The sequence below is a fragment of the Streptomyces sp. GLSS-08 genome (assembly GCF_056387915.1).
In genome coordinates this window covers 134,302-147,909 of the sequence record NZ_JBWJAQ010000013.1, presented here as the reverse complement: position 1 = coordinate 147,909, position 13,608 = coordinate 134,302, and the positions used below count along the sequence as shown (strand labels likewise).

The 13,608-nt window shown below is 70.8% G+C and carries 13 protein-coding genes, 1 tRNA gene and 1 pseudogene; 7 read left to right on the top strand and 8 right to left on the bottom strand.

Going from position 1 to position 13,608, the window contains the following annotated elements:
• The first annotated feature begins 46 nt into the window (after positions 1-46).
• Complete coding sequence (locus AC0ZLC_RS23550) at positions 47-547, top strand: ATP-binding protein (protein ID WP_476753927.1); 501 nt, start codon at positions 47-49, stop codon at positions 545-547.
• A gap of 5 nt (positions 548-552) precedes the next feature.
• Here AC0ZLC_RS23550 and AC0ZLC_RS23545 read toward each other — a convergent pair whose 3' ends face one another.
• Positions 553-1,032, bottom strand: a complete 480-nt coding sequence (locus AC0ZLC_RS23545) for a hypothetical protein (protein WP_476753926.1) — start codon at positions 1,030-1,032, stop codon at positions 553-555.
• Between the two features lie 65 nt (positions 1,033-1,097).
• On the opposite strand from AC0ZLC_RS23545, the gene AC0ZLC_RS23540 reads away from it, so the two are divergent.
• Positions 1,098-1,310, top strand: a complete 213-nt coding sequence (locus AC0ZLC_RS23540) for a hypothetical protein (protein ID WP_476753925.1) — start codon at positions 1,098-1,100, stop codon at positions 1,308-1,310.
• A gap of 15 nt (positions 1,311-1,325) precedes the next feature.
• Here the strand turns inward: AC0ZLC_RS23540 and AC0ZLC_RS23535 are convergent, their stop codons facing one another.
• Positions 1,326-1,868 carry a GNAT family N-acetyltransferase gene (locus tag AC0ZLC_RS23535; protein ID WP_476753924.1) on the bottom strand — a complete coding sequence of 181 codons (543 nt, stop codon included), beginning with the start codon at positions 1,866-1,868 and terminating at the stop codon, positions 1,326-1,328.
• A gap of 362 nt (positions 1,869-2,230) precedes the next feature.
• Between AC0ZLC_RS23535 and AC0ZLC_RS23530 the strand changes: the two genes are divergently transcribed.
• A complete protein-coding gene (locus AC0ZLC_RS23530) occupies positions 2,231-2,791 on the top strand; it encodes a GNAT family N-acetyltransferase (protein ID WP_476753923.1) in 561 nt (186 codons plus the stop codon).
• 387 nt (positions 2,792-3,178) lie between these two features.
• Here AC0ZLC_RS23530 and AC0ZLC_RS23525 read toward each other — a convergent pair whose 3' ends face one another.
• Together AC0ZLC_RS23525 and AC0ZLC_RS23520 are read right to left on the bottom strand one after the other, a co-directional pair.
• Positions 3,179-3,847 carry a class F sortase gene (locus AC0ZLC_RS23525; protein ID WP_476753922.1) on the bottom strand — a complete coding sequence of 223 codons (669 nt, stop codon included), beginning with the start codon at positions 3,845-3,847 and terminating at the stop codon, positions 3,179-3,181.
• 105 nt (positions 3,848-3,952) lie between these two features.
• Positions 3,953-4,453, bottom strand: a complete 501-nt coding sequence (locus tag AC0ZLC_RS23520) for a sortase (RefSeq protein WP_476753921.1) — start codon at positions 4,451-4,453, stop codon at positions 3,953-3,955.
• A gap of 327 nt (positions 4,454-4,780) precedes the next feature.
• On the opposite strand from AC0ZLC_RS23520, the gene AC0ZLC_RS23515 reads away from it, so the two are divergent.
• Positions 4,781-5,383 carry a hypothetical protein gene (locus tag AC0ZLC_RS23515; protein WP_476753920.1) on the top strand — a complete coding sequence of 201 codons (603 nt, stop codon included), beginning with the start codon at positions 4,781-4,783 and terminating at the stop codon, positions 5,381-5,383.
• A gap of 861 nt (positions 5,384-6,244) precedes the next feature.
• Here AC0ZLC_RS23515 and AC0ZLC_RS23510 read toward each other — a convergent pair.
• A pseudogene (locus tag AC0ZLC_RS23510) lies at positions 6,245-6,798 on the bottom strand (Uma2 family endonuclease).
• A 291-nt stretch (positions 6,799-7,089) separates the two neighbouring features.
• Here AC0ZLC_RS23510 and AC0ZLC_RS23505 point away from each other — a divergent pair.
• Complete coding sequence (locus AC0ZLC_RS23505; protein WP_476753919.1) at positions 7,090-7,374, top strand: hypothetical protein; 285 nt, start codon at positions 7,090-7,092, stop codon at positions 7,372-7,374.
• A gap of 46 nt (positions 7,375-7,420) precedes the next feature.
• Here the strand turns inward: AC0ZLC_RS23505 and AC0ZLC_RS23500 are convergent.
• A tRNA-Arg gene (locus tag AC0ZLC_RS23500) sits at positions 7,421-7,493 on the bottom strand.
• A 428-nt stretch (positions 7,494-7,921) separates the two neighbouring features.
• Between AC0ZLC_RS23500 and AC0ZLC_RS23495 the strand changes: the two genes are divergently transcribed.
• A complete protein-coding gene (locus tag AC0ZLC_RS23495; RefSeq protein WP_476753918.1) occupies positions 7,922-8,773 on the top strand; it encodes a TetR family transcriptional regulator in 852 nt (283 codons plus the stop codon).
• 129 nt (positions 8,774-8,902) lie between these two features.
• On the opposite strand, the gene AC0ZLC_RS23490 is transcribed toward AC0ZLC_RS23495, so the two are convergent.
• Both AC0ZLC_RS23490 and AC0ZLC_RS23485 read right to left on the bottom strand, forming a co-directional pair.
• The gene (locus AC0ZLC_RS23490) at positions 8,903-10,840 is read right to left on the bottom strand and encodes an IclR family transcriptional regulator domain-containing protein (protein ID WP_476753917.1); all 1,938 of its coding nucleotides are present in this window, start codon (positions 10,838-10,840) and stop codon (positions 8,903-8,905) included.
• Between the two features lie 224 nt (positions 10,841-11,064).
• Complete coding sequence (locus AC0ZLC_RS23485) at positions 11,065-12,339, bottom strand: M6 family metalloprotease domain-containing protein (protein WP_476753916.1); 1,275 nt, start codon at positions 12,337-12,339, stop codon at positions 11,065-11,067.
• Between the two features lie 534 nt (positions 12,340-12,873).
• Here AC0ZLC_RS23485 and AC0ZLC_RS23480 point away from each other — a divergent pair.
• Positions 12,874-13,518: a TetR/AcrR family transcriptional regulator gene (locus AC0ZLC_RS23480; protein WP_476753915.1), complete on the top strand. Its 645-nt coding sequence runs from the start codon at positions 12,874-12,876 to the stop codon at positions 13,516-13,518.
• Positions 13,519-13,608 lie beyond the last annotated feature (90 nt).

Here is a 13,608-nt window from a genome sequence, read left to right as displayed (position 1 = left end):
GGGGACCCGTACAAGAAATCTGTACGGGTCCACTCACTGCTCCATCATGACCACAGAGCGTGACTCTCGTCACGTGAACAACGAAACCGCTCACAGCCCTCGCGAGCGCTTCTACCGGCGCGAACGCCAGTCCGTCCCGGCCGCACGGGACTTCACGAGGGCCGCCCTGTCGGACTGGGGAGTGCCGCCGGGCGCGTACGACGACATCCTGCTGTGTGCCGGCGAGCTGACGACGAACGCCCTGCTGCACGGCGTACCGCCGGGCCGGGGACTGCGGCTGCGCCTCATCCCGTGCGGCGACGTGCTGCGCGTCGAGGTGCACGACAGCGGCGGGGGCGAACCGAGGGTCACCGCGCCGGCGGGGGAGTCGGGGCGGGGACTGTTCCTGGTGGCGGAGCTGGCCGACAAGTGGGGGGTGGCGCACCGGGACCCGGGCAAGATCGTGTGGTGCGAGTTCGGACTCACCCGGTGGTCAAGCGGCAGTGGATCACAGCAGGACGCACGGCCGGGGGACAGGGGGACAAGCGACCCGGAGAGCCGTACGTGAGCGTCTCAGAGGGCGTCGATCCGCCAGGCGATCACACCCGCCGCCCCAACGGCCCCTTCGGTATCGATCCGTAGCGGCCCGCGCCCAGTGAGCCTTCGCTGGACGACGGACTGATCACACGGCACCGTGCCCCCCGAGGCGGCGCTCTCCGGAGTGAACGTCAGCTGCGAACCACCGGTCCCGAGGCACACCAGACTCAGCCGGTAGGTCTTGCCGTCCTTCAACCCGGGCTCGGTGTGGATGCCGTCGGCCACGCGCTCCGAGCCGCCTTCGGCCAACGTCCCACTGGCCACGGCGGCGAGCACGTCCCGCGCCCGGTCACCGAGTTCCTTCTCGGACGCCCCGGCCGCGGTCCGTGAGACGTGCGGAGCGGAGGACGAGACGGAAGTACCGGCCCCCTCCCCACCACCGCCGGTCGAGCACGAGGCGAGCAGCAGCCCCACCACGCCCACCGCGCCTCCGACAAGCCGGACCCGTACGCGCATGGATGTCGCCCCGTTGATGTGTCGGGGCGCCCTGCCGTCGGCGCAGACCCGGTACGCAGAGATTATTGACCAGGTCTCCCCCGGCCGGTGACCAGCCAAGTGCCGGCGCAGGAAGCCGACTTGCGCACCACGTCGGCGAGGCCGCCTTCGCCGCACGGCACCCACGCTGCAAGACCGCGGCGGATGCCGTGTCCGCGCTGGACGCGCTCGCGGCGGGCGACCACAGCCCGTGGCTGTACCCGCACAACTTCAAGAACTGCCTGCCGCTGACGACGTGACCGAGGCCTCCGGGGTCAGGGGCGGTCCAGCCCCCACGTCTGCAGGGCGAAGGGGCGCCCCTTCTCCTCGCCGGTGATCAGCGGGACGTCGAGGAGACGGAAACCGGCCTTGGTGGCCACGGCGACGCTGGCGGCGTTCTCGGCCTCGAGCTCCAGGATCACCTGCTCGGCGCCGAGTTGTTCGAAGGCGTAGGCGGCCATCACCCGCACCGCGCGCACGGCCAGCCCCTGACCGCGGTGCGCCGGCCCGACGGCGTAACCGAGTTCCGTGCCTTCGGGTGCACGCCGCAGCATCACCTCACCGAGGGGCGGACCACCGTCGACGGTGATGGCGAGCAGGATGGCCGTACCCTCCGCACGCAACTGCCGGTCCTTCTCCAGCCGCGCGCGGGCGGCGGCCTCGTCGAAGGGCGAGACGATCGGCGTCCAGTAGGCGATATCGGGATGATCGAACAGCCCCGGCATGGCCGCCAGGTCCCCCTCAGCCCAGTCACGAAGAACAAGCCCTTTCCCGGAGAGCTCGATCCGCGCGGGAAAGGACGACATGGCACTGCTCATGATGAGGACCTCTCTGACCGGACCAGGACGAGGCAGGATAACGGGCACCACGGTGCCGACGGTCGCCCAGGTCGGTGTCAGGCATGGGACGCCGAAGGGCCCCGCGACCGGGGGGGCACGAGCCTCAGCCCACACCACAGAGGGGCTACGACCCGAAGGGCGGGCGGCCGCCCGAGCAGGGCGGCGAGTTCGTCTTTGGCCAGCCGGACACCTGGGGCGAGCCCGACATCCGGACGGTCCCGGAGACGGACTGCGGACTCACCGCCCATCCGGCGCGTCCGGCGTCACCGGGGACGTACGCGGCCCCCACCGTCCGGATAAACGGATGGTGGGGGCGAGCGGGACGCGGCAGGATGCCCGGCATGACGTTGCCCACCCCCGAGCTGCACACCGCCCGCCTGCGACTGCGGCCGTTCACCGACGCCGACGCGGAGCCGCTCTACGCGCTGCACAGCAGCGCCGACGTGCTGCGCTACTGGGACTCCCCGCCGTGGACCGAACCGGCCCGCGCCCAGCGCTTCATCGCGACCTGCCGGACGATCGAGGAGGAAGGCACAGGAGCGCGGGTGGCCGTCGACCGCGTCCGCGACGGCGCGTTCATCGGCTGGTGCGGCCTGACCCGCTGGAACCCGGACTTCCGCAGCGCGTCCCTGGGCTACGTCTTCGACGCCGCCGCGTGGGGCCACGGCTACGCCACGGAGACCGCGCACGCCGTCCTGCGGTGGGCGTTCGACACCCTGGACCTGAACCGCGTCCAGGCCGAGACCGACACCCGCAACGTGGCGTCCGCCCGGGTCCTGGAGAAGCTCGGCTTCGTCCGCGAAGGCACCCTCCGCGAGGACTGCGTCGTCAACGGCGACGTCTCCGACTCCTGGGTCTTCGGCCTCCTCCGCCGCGAGTGGCACCCGATGGCCGGCCGTTAGGACCGAGGCCTGCCCGCCTCCACGAGATCGACCGGGCCAGTGCTGAAAACCTGCTGCTGGCCCTCACGGACGACTGCTGCACCCTGTCCAACCCGAGGCGCTTCACGCAGAGCGAGGAGGAACTGCGGACGATGGCACGCACGATCCTCGCGCGGTACGGCGACAAGGCCACGTATCGCACCAATGTCAAAATGCCCGGCCATGTGCTCGGCACGCTCGACTTCACGTCGTCGAGCTGGGCGTACGGCCCGCTGAGCGACGTCCACTCGGAGGACTACGGCCTCGTCGTCGTCTCCGACACGGAGGTGGGCATGTTGTGGACTTCTCCGACTACTGACCCGTCTGACCGCACCCCTGACCCGGTAGCAACGGCAACGCGTTCGGTGGTCAAGTCACCGCGGTCATCGTCGCGTAGACCACGACATTGCCCCGGTAGCCGGTCTTTTCGGCGTACTCACCCCCACAGGTGATCACGCGTAGTTCGGGCCGGAGGGAACTGCCGTAGACCTTCTCGTCCGGAAACGCCTCCTTGCCGTAGAGCTCCACGGCGTCGACCGTGAAGACGGCCGTTCGCCGGTCTGCCCGGGTGATCTCGATGGTGTCGCCCTTGGCCAGTGCCCCGAGCCGGTAGAAGACCCCGGGGCCGGCCCGCGTGTCGACGTGTCCCGCCGTGACGGCTGTCCCCGCCGAGCCGGGAGCCGTGCCGCCGCCGTACCACCCGGCGAAGGTCGGCATGTCTTCCGACGGTGGGCGCAGTGCCCCTGTCTCGTCGAGGGTCAGTTCCGTCATCGGGGCATTCACGCCGATGGCGGGGACCCGCACCCGGACCGGATCAGACGGAGGCAGCGCCGGCACGGAGGGGTGGTGGGCCGAGGCGGTGCTGCGGGGACCGGGCCGCAGGGAGGGGGACAGGGACTGCGCGGTCGAAGGTCGCGGAGGCTGTTCGCCGCGGAGCGCCGTGGTCACCAGCAGCAGGCCCGCCAGCAGGGCGTAGGCGAGAAACTTGGTGGAGGGGGTGAACAGGGGAGAAGGATCGACGGACTCGTCGCCGGCCATCGCTCTGGCGCCTCCGCTTCGCGGCCGAAAGGAGTGAAGACGGGGTGCGGCTCGAGCCCCCGGACCCGCGCACAGGCCCGGGGGCTGGGCCGCTGGAGCAGAACGTCAGGTGCGGGCACCGGCCGGGCGGCGGCGCAGCTTGATCGCGCATCCGGCGGCGGCTCCGGCGAGCAGCACCGCCCCCAGGGCGAGCTGTGTGCCCTTGTCGTTGGCCGTCCCGAAACCGGCATCGACGGCTCCGTTGGGGTGGCCGGCGCCGACCACGAAGGTGCCCGTGAGTTTGACGCGGGGCGGGCACTTCAGAGTGACGGTGTAGGCACCGGGCTCGGTTCCCCACGGCACCTCGAATTCGCCGGCCAGTTCGCCCTTGCGGTCGCTCGGGAGGAGGTGGAACTTGCCTCCTGCCTCGGACTCGCCCTTCCCATAGGTCTCCGAGCCACAGGCTGTGGTGCTGACGCGGACGGTGGAGCCCGGGGCGGCGTTTCTGGTGCTGAAGTGGATGCCTGGATCACTGCTGGGACCGCTCGCGGCTGCTGCGGCCGGGCTCGACAGGGCGACGGCACCGAGAACCAGACCGATGCCGGCGCCTGCACACTTGATACGCATGAAGTTCCTCCGAGAAAGCAGTGGCCGGCCGGAACGCGCGGCACCGTTGTTGTGCTCTTCTCATGAGAAGACCGACAGACCGTCAGGGCTGCAACACGACATACAGGCGGATGGGCCACCCGGCCACACCCAACGACCCCGCTCCTTTGATCATTTCCGCAGGTGAGCGGCCCGGAGGACGAGATTGAAAGATCGCACCGCACAGGTGACGAGGGATCAGCGTCCGCCCCTCGGATGATCTTGAACGGGCGGCGGGACGACCGGTCGCAATCTGCTCAAGCAACCGACGGACGCCGAACGACCCGCGTCCGGCGACATCGATGCCCTATGAGCCCAAGCCCCGCCGAGAAAGGCCGGCACCACATGTCCGTCGACCAGGCCTCCTGGGAAGCCGCGGTACGTCACCTGTTCGAGGACGCGTACCCGTACGACGCCACGGGCCCGCGGCGCCACGAGGACTGGGTCCTCGACGTCCTCGCGCTGATGGCCCGGGCCGTCCCGGATCCCCGGGGCTGGACTGTTCTCGACGATCCGGCACAGACCCGGGATAACGACGGGTCCCCCACGTACCCGTTCGCCTTCCACCCTCCGGAGTACATCGCGCGGCGTCTCCACGAGATCGACCGGGCCAGTGCTGAAAACCTGCTGCTGGCCCTCACGGACGACTGCTGCACCCTGTCCAACCTGAGGCGCTTCACGCAGAGCGAGGAGAAACTGCGGACGATGGCACGCACGATCCTCGCGCGGTACGGCGACAAGGCCACGTATCACACCAACGTCAAAATGCCTGGCCATGTGCTCGGCACGCTCGACTTCACGTCGTCGAGCTGGGCGTACGGCCCGCTGAGCGACGTCTACTCGGAGGACTACGGTTTGGTCGTCGTCTCCGACACGGAGGTGGGCATGTTCTGGAACTTCTCCGACTACTGACCCGTCGGAGCGCACCTCCTGACCAGGTCATCCTCCACGGTTCTCACGTGTTCACGGTGCTTCCCGTTCCCGTGTACGCGAGGGTCCCATGCCTCCAAGGTCGTGAGCGCCGAGGTGACGATCGGGATGTCGAGCCGCGGGGCGTCTTAGTCAGCGCAGTCATCTCCCGATCGCCCTGGACCGCCTTGGAGAAAGCCCCGGTCGAACACGAAAACGCGCTGTCGCGGTGGGCGCAGCTTCGCTCGGGTGGTGCGGCTCACGCGGCCTCGTCGGAGTGTGATCCATGCTCTCGGGTGTTTCGAGGTTTGCGGGGGTAAGCCGGGCGTCGGTGCCGCGGGCACGTTGCCCGCATTTCCCCGTGGCTCCCGCAGGTTCCGGCACGGCTGTGGGACGGGCTTCAGTTGCCCTGGAACCACAGGTAGTTGGCTGTGGTGCCGACGCACCGTGTCAGGAGCACCGAAAGGCCATTCAGCGCAGCGACCTGACGCTCGTCAGTGCACTGATTCATCGCTGATCGGCTCGGGGTCATAATCCGCGAGAGCCAGGAATGATGTGATGTGGCATCCGCGTGGCATCAGTGGCACGCGTCTGGCACGGCCTCAAACACGGCGAAGGGCCAGCCTGTGAGGAAGCCCTTCCCACGCTGGCCACTTCCGTGCCCCTGGCAGGATCCGAACCTGCGACACCCGCTTCAGGAGTGGAGTCGGTTCCTTGCCGCGGGGTGCCTGGCGCCGCTGCGTTGCGCTGTTTCCACTGGTCGGAACCGCGCAGCGAACCACTTGATCCGGCCTATGCCGCCCTGTATCGGGCTGTCCGCTCCCGCATCGCTCACGCGCTGTCGGCTGCTGGGCATCGTGTGGGTCAGATGTGGCCGAGGTCGATCTTCACCGGGAAGGGGGCCGCTGCCTTGAGGACGCCGGTGAACACCTCCCCGTCCCGGTAGGTCTTCGTCGCGGGGTCCAGGACGTAGGTGTACACGAGAGGAACGCCCGTCGCGGCCTGCTCGATCCGCCAGTAGAAGCCGATGCCTGCCTTGGCGTACTGGTCGACCTTCACGATCCGGTCGGTGGTCTCCGAGCCCGGTGACACTACCTGCGCGACCAGCAACACGTGCTCCGGGCGGGTGGGGTGATGTCAATCGTGTCTGCGCGGTACACGACGACGTCCGGGCGGCGATTGGTGAGCGGGACGTCCTGAAGCCGGACGTCGAAGTCCGTGTCGGCGTTCCAATCCGGGCCCGCGGCGGCATCCAGGGCATTCGTCAGAATCCGGGCCAGCCGGTTGTGCCGCTTGGACGCACTCGGACTCACGACGACCATCCCGTCCACGATCTCGATACCGGAGCACTGCTCCTCGGACCAGGACTCGTACTCCTCCGCCGTGATCTGCTCATGCATCCACGCCGGGGCCATCATTCAGCACCTCCCGGACACTGTGCTGCGGGCCCGATCCCGCTGGATTCAGCGTACTGTCTGCCGTCCGCCCGGCACGCTGATCTCGCTCAGGCCCCTCCTCGTCGGCCGGCATCCGACCAGCGAGCCCACGACACATGAGGAACCGGCGCGGTGGACTCGTCACCGGGGGATCGGAACAGACGAGCCGCACCACTGAGGCGGATGCTCGACGGTCCCGGCAGGTCGCCGTACTCGCAGCCCTCGTGGCGAACGACACGGCATAGTCGTCGTAGCTGCCGATGGAAGCGGGATGTGGGCGGCACGGCCTCTCGCGCGGACCTGGCACCGCTGGGCTCGCGCACGAGCCTGCCCCCTAAAGCGGACCTGGCGATCGCCGAGGCCGCAGCCGAACTCGTCCCGCGCGCCCGCGCCCACGTCCGAAATCACCACCCCGAAGCGGAAGCCGAGCCCGATGACGCGGAGCATCCCGGCCCGGAGTCCGTGCCGGATGATGCTGATCCGTCGGGAGAACCGCGAAAATCCATTCTCCGTCCGCTCACGCAAACGGCCACGGACGAGAAGTCCGAGGCCGAGTAGGGCCCTCCCTGGGGGATGAACCACAGGTCAGGCCGGTAACGCGTCGTGCCCCCGGCAGGATTCGAACCTGCGACACCCGCTTTAGGAGAGCGGTGCTCTATCCCCTGAGCTACGAAGGCGTGCGGATCTCGGTGGAGACCCGGCGACTAGCGTAGCGGATGGTGGCTCGGGGTGAAGTGGCCAGGTGGCGGTGGTGGTGGCGGTGCGCAAGCCGTCGTGATGGTGGGGGAAGGCTCGGGCCCGGTCGGGGCTCGGCGGTGGGGCTGCGTCGAAGAGGCCCCGTTCGCCCGCGTGTTGATTTTACGGGCGCCGTCACGAGGGGTCTGGTCGTGAGGGCCTGGAGGTCCTCCGGGTGCGCCCCTCAATGGCGATCACGTGTGTCGGTTCCTTGGCTTCTTCTGTGTTCCGGGGGCTCCTCCCTGGCCTTTTCTGCGGGGGTCCAGTGGAGGCCTACTGACCTTCGAGTGGAGATTGAGCCTCCACTACCTAAACCGCATGGACGGTTTGTTACCCTCTTCGGAGTCTCCAGTGAGAATGGGAGCCCCCGATGGCCAAGCAGGAGCGCGCGGTCCGTACCCGCAACGCGTTGATCGAGTCCGCCGCCCAGCTCTTCGACCAAGAGGGCTTCGAGGTGGTCACCCTGGCTGCCATCAGCGCTCGGGCCGGAGTCAGCAATGGGGCGTTGCACTTTCATTTCGCCAGCAAGGCGGCCCTCGCCGACGCGGTGGGCCGAGCAGCCGCCGAGCGGCTCGAACGGATCACCGGAGTGGGTGAGGGCTCGGGCGGCGGAGGATCCCCCTCGGCGGTGGGGCCGCCCCGGGACGGAGCGGTGTCGTCGGCGGGCGGTTCCCTTCAGGTCCTCGTCGACGCCTCCCACGCCCTCCTTCACGGGTTGAGCCACGACGTCGTTCTCCGGGCTGGTTTCGCACTGACCGGAGGGGCTGATTCCGGCAGTGTCGGTGATCAGTTGCATCGCCGGTGGCACGAGTACGTCATCGACGTCCTGGGCCGGGCCGACCGCGAGGGCGTACTCGCGAAGGGGGTGTCCGCGCGCGACGCGGCCTCCACCGTCGTGGCGGCCGTCGTCGGCTTCGAGACGCTCGGGGCGCGGGACGAGCGGTGGCTCTCGCGGTCCACCCTCACCCGGTTCTGGGCGCTGCTCCTGCCGCGGCTCGCCGCCGCGGACGCCGTCGGCGAGCTGGTCCCCGCAGGGCGGCACCCCGTAGGCACGCCCGGGGCATCCGGCGCGTCGGGTGCACCCGCCACGTCCGGTCCACCCGGAGTGTCCGGCATCCCGGGCGATCCAGCCGGCCGCTCCTACCGCGCGCCCGGCAGCGGACCCAGGCAGCGGAGCAACGGAACGGCGGACCAGCGGAACGGCGGACCACCGGAACGGTAGAGGTAGAGGTAGAGGGGGACGCACCCCGAGTAGTCCGCCAACGGTTCAGCGGCGTGGGGGCCGGGGCCCAGGCTGCCCCCACGCCCCGGCTCCCACGCCCCGGCCTCCACGCCCCACGCTCTCCGCCCCTCACCCCCCGGGCACCCGCCGGAACCTCCCCGCCACCCGCAGATCCGTCTCGATCCGCGTCGCCGCCGCGTGCAGTTCGGGCAGGACCTCCGTCACGCACTGCTCCGCCGTACGGCGGCTGCTGTGCATGGCGACGTTCACCGCCGCCACGACCCGGCCGTCGCCGTCCCGCACCGGTACGGCGATGGAGCGCAGGCCCTCTTCCAGTTCCTCGTCGACCAGGGCGTACCCCTCCGCCCGTACTTGGTCCAGGGCCGCTCGCAGCTCCCCGGGGTCCGTGATCGTACGAGGGGTCAGCGGTGCCGGATCCGGCAGCCGCGGGTCCGGGAGGTCCGCCAGCATCACCCGGCCAAGCGAGGTCGCGTACGCCGGCAGCCGGGTACCGACCGTGACGTTGACGCTCATCACGCGGCGTGTGGCGACCCGTGCCGTGTACTGGATGTCGTCGCCCGCCAGGACCGCCAGCGACGCCGAGTCCTGGAGCTGCTGGGAGAGCGTGGTGAGGTACGGGGCGGCGATCTGGGGGAGCGTCAGCCGGGACAGCGGCGGGAAGCCGAGGCCCAGGACGCGGGGGGTCAGTCCGAAGACGCGGTCGCGGGCGCTGACGTAGCCGAGGTGCTCCAAGGTGATCAGGGCACGGCGGGCCGTGGCCCGGGGGAGCCCCGTGGCCTGCGCGATTTCGGACAGGGTCAGTTCGGCGCGGCCCTCGTCGAACGCCGTGAACACCGTCAGACCGCGGGCCAGCGACTCGATGAACTCGCGGCCCAGTTCCTGCTTGGACGCGCCCGTCCACCCGGCGAGCCCCGAGCGGGCGGCCGGCTCGGCGGGCGGTGTCCGCCGCAGCTCCTCCTCCATCCCCGCCACCGCCGCCCGCAGCCGGGGCAGCAGTGTGTCCCGCAGGTCCGTGGCGGTGTGCCGACTGGTGTGGCTGACCACGCTGACGACGCAGGCGATCCGGCCGGAACCCGGGTCGCGAACCGGTACCGAGAGGGCGACCAGCCCCTGCTCGATGAGCTGGTCGTCGAGCGCCCAGCCCGTCTCCCGGGCCTCGGCCGTACGCCGCTCGAAGTCGTCCCCGAGGGCGGGGCGGCCCCGGGGCGCGTCGGCGGCACCGTCCACCGACGCGGCACCGTCCACCGGCGCGGCTCGGTCCACCGACGCGGCACCGTCCACTGGCGCGGCACGGTCCACCGGCGCGGCACCGTACGACCGGCCCTCCCGCTGCCCCGCCGGATCACCGTCCTGCTGCCCCGCCGCGCCGCCGTCCGGCCGGTCCGCCCCGCGGCCGTAGGGCTGGTCCGCCCCCTCACCGTCCCGCTCGCCCCTCGACTCGTCGCTCTCCCCGGCATCGTCGAACTCGGCACAGTCGATCGGGCGGCTCCTGGCCGGTACCGCCGGGAAGCCCCGGTCCTCCGGGTCGGCTTCGCGGCGGGCGTGCCAGTGCGCCCACTCCGCGGGCCCCCACTCGGTGGCGAACAGCGGCCCCGGCGCGGTGCGCTCCGCCGGGAGCAGGTCGCCGATGCGGAAGCTGAGGGACATCGCGCGCCGCCGGGTGGCCTGGTGGATGAACCGGATGCCGTCGAGGTCGCCGACGGCCAGTGACACCGACTCGTCCAGTTCGTCGGCGAGCGCGTCGGCGTGCGCGTCGAGGAGCCGGGGCAGGCGCAGCGCGGCGAGGTAGGCGTTGCCGAGTTCCGTGAGGCGGGGCGCGAGGACGGCATCACGGCCGTCCAGGCGTACGTACCCCATGCGCGCGAGTGTGGCGGTGATCCGGTCGACGGTGGACCGTGCGAGCCCGGTGGCCCGTTCCAGGCCGCTGAGGCTGGACACCCCGTCGGCGTCCGTCAGCCGCCGCAGTACGGCGATGCCGCGCATCAGGGGGGCGACGGCCTCGGCGGGTACGGGGGTGTCGAGTGCCGGCGAGACGTTCGATGGCATGGGGCTCTCCGGCATGGGGCTCTCCGTAACGGATCTCGGATGAGACACCGTAATGCGTGACCGCCCCCCCAGCAGATCCGGACACCCGACCGGCCCAGCAGGTCCAGGACACCCGACCGGCCCTCTCGCCCTCACCTGCGGCCCTCACCCCGCCACCTGCGGCCCTCACCCCGCCACCTGCGACGCTCTCGCCGCCCACGCGCGCCGGCACTCCCTCGATGCCGTCACCGGCGGGTCACATACACCCGGTAGTTCCCCGCCAGGTCCGCCCCGGCGACCGTGACGCGGACGCCCGTCTTCGGGTCCTGGAAGGACTCGCCGGGCGTGAAGGGCGCGTCGGAGAGTTCGGCGTGGACATTGGGACTGCGGGTGCAGCCGCCGCTGTCGCGCTGGGAGTCCAGCACGTTGACGGGTCCGTTGCCGGTGTCCACGTCGGCGTCGACCTTGTAGATGAGGATGCCGGGGCGGCAGACGGTGTCGTCGTTGCCCGCGCGGGTGCGCAGTTCCAGCGCGTACCCGGTCTTCGTGCCGAGGGGGACGAAGACGAGCTTGGTGCCGTCGGGCTTGGCGAGCGGCGTCAGCAGGTACTCGCTGGTGCCGGGCGTGGCGGCGCAGCGGACCTGGGACTCGTCGAGCCAGCCGAGCTTCCACTTGTGCCAGCCGAGCAGGTCGTTGTCGGCGCCCCAGTCCTCGCTCATGATGTCCCAGTGGCCGACCGCGCCGCCGCCGTCCTGGGTGTAGAGGTCGGGCAGGCCGAAGGTGTGGCCGTTCTCGTGCGGCAGGACGCGGTAGCCGGTGTCGCCGTAGGAGCCGGAGCCGTCGTCCTGGCGGCTGTAGACGAAGGACGCGTTGGCGACCGGGACGCCGTCGGCGACGGGTGCCTCCGCGTTGCCCGCGAAGGTCACCGACAGGACGGTGTCCAGGGCGGAGGGGCCCGCGTTCGGGGTGACCAGCACGTTCAGGATGTCGTACGAGCGGAAGTCCACCTTGGGGTCGGCGGCGGCCACGATGTCCTGGACCAGGCCGCGGTAGCCGGGCTCGAAGGGGGCGCCGCGTTCTATGCCGTACTCCTTGAAGGATCTCGGCATCCGCAGCCAGTCCCGGAGGGGGGCCTCCGGGCGGTAGTCGAGGCGGCCGTACGAACTCGTGCGGAACCAGTCGCGGGTCTTCGGGAAGAACTCCGCCAGGCGGTCGAGCGCGTTGCCATGGCCGGGCGCGTCGGAGAAGTCGACCATCAGGTTGAGGGCCCGCACGGTGCCGGTGGAGCGGGCGTAGCCGGGCGGGGTGGGTATGCCTTCCGACATCTGGACGCCGACGGCGCCGCTGATCATGCAGGGGCCGAGGGCCGTGGAGCGGGCCAGCGCGATGGAGCCCGATGCCGTCGGTCCCGCCGTGAGGTGCCCGGTGCCGGCGGAGGTGCTGACCGCCAGCGTGAGGACGGTCACCGACGCGAAGGCGGCCGCACGGCGCGGGCGTATCCGACGGCTGGTCGGCTGCATGCATCGGCCCTTCGCTCTCCCCGGCAGCCGCCGGTCTCCGGCTGCACCCTTGCCCTCACCCTCGGACGGGGGTTGCGGGGGCGCTCGCTGGAAGAGACCGAACGTGGGTTTCCCGCCTCAGCGTGATGTGACGCAGGTCACATGCGGTCGGGGAAATAACCGGGGATCCTTTCCCCGTTTAGCCCTGTGTCCGACCGAAACGGGGAAACGGTCCCCGGATCGACATCGGACCGGCCCGGCCACGACGGAACCCGCCGCGACGGACCGCCCGGACCGCGACGGAACCCCGCCGCACCGGACCGCACGACCGCACGACCGCACGACCGCAGAACCACCGGACCGCGACGGAACCCCGCCGCCCCGGGTACCCGCACCGTGACGGCGCCCCGTCGCGACGGACCGCACGACCTCCGGAGCTTTTGCGGAGCGCACGCCCCGAAGTTGCTCCGGACCGCACGACTCCCGGAACCGGCTTCGGACCGCACGGCCTCCGGAACCCGTCCGGAGCATCCGACCCCACCGAAGGAGTACGCCGTGGAGACCGCCACCCCCACGCAGCGCCGAGCGTCCAGGCCGCGCGCCGATGCCCTGCGCAACAGGGAGCGGATCGTCGGCGCGGCCCGCGAGATGTTCGTCGAGTTCGGCCCGGACGTGCCGTTCGACGAGATCGCCCGCCGGGCCGGCGTCGGCAACGCCACGGTGTACCGCAACTTTCCCGACCGCGACGCACTGGTGCGGGAGGTCGTCTGCTCGGTCATGGACCGCACGTCGGAACAGATCGAGAGGGCCCTCGCCGAGGGCGGTGACGCGTTCGAGGCACTGAGCCGCTTCGTGCACGCCGCCGCCGACGAGCGCATCGGCGCCCTGTGCCCGATGCTCTCCGCGGGCTTCGACCAGGACCACCCGGACCTCCTCGCCGCCCGGGACCGCTTCACGGAACTGGTCGAGCTGCTCATGGAGCGCGCCCGCGCTGCCGGCCGGCTGCGCCCGGACGTCGAGTTCGGCGACCTGATGATCGCCCTGACCCAGCTCACCCGGCCGTTGCCCGGCACCGCGTGCCAGGGGATCGACCGGTTCGTGCACCGCCATCTGCAGCTGTTCCTGGACGGTATGCGGGCCCCGGCCCGTTCCGAACTGCCCGGGGAGGCCGCGACCGTGGAGGACCTGCGACGAGCCTGACCGATGAGTCCGGCGCCCGGCGCCGGTCCCTACCCCTACCACTCTTCCGGCCGGTCACCGACGACGAGCCGACTCTCCTGATCACGCCCA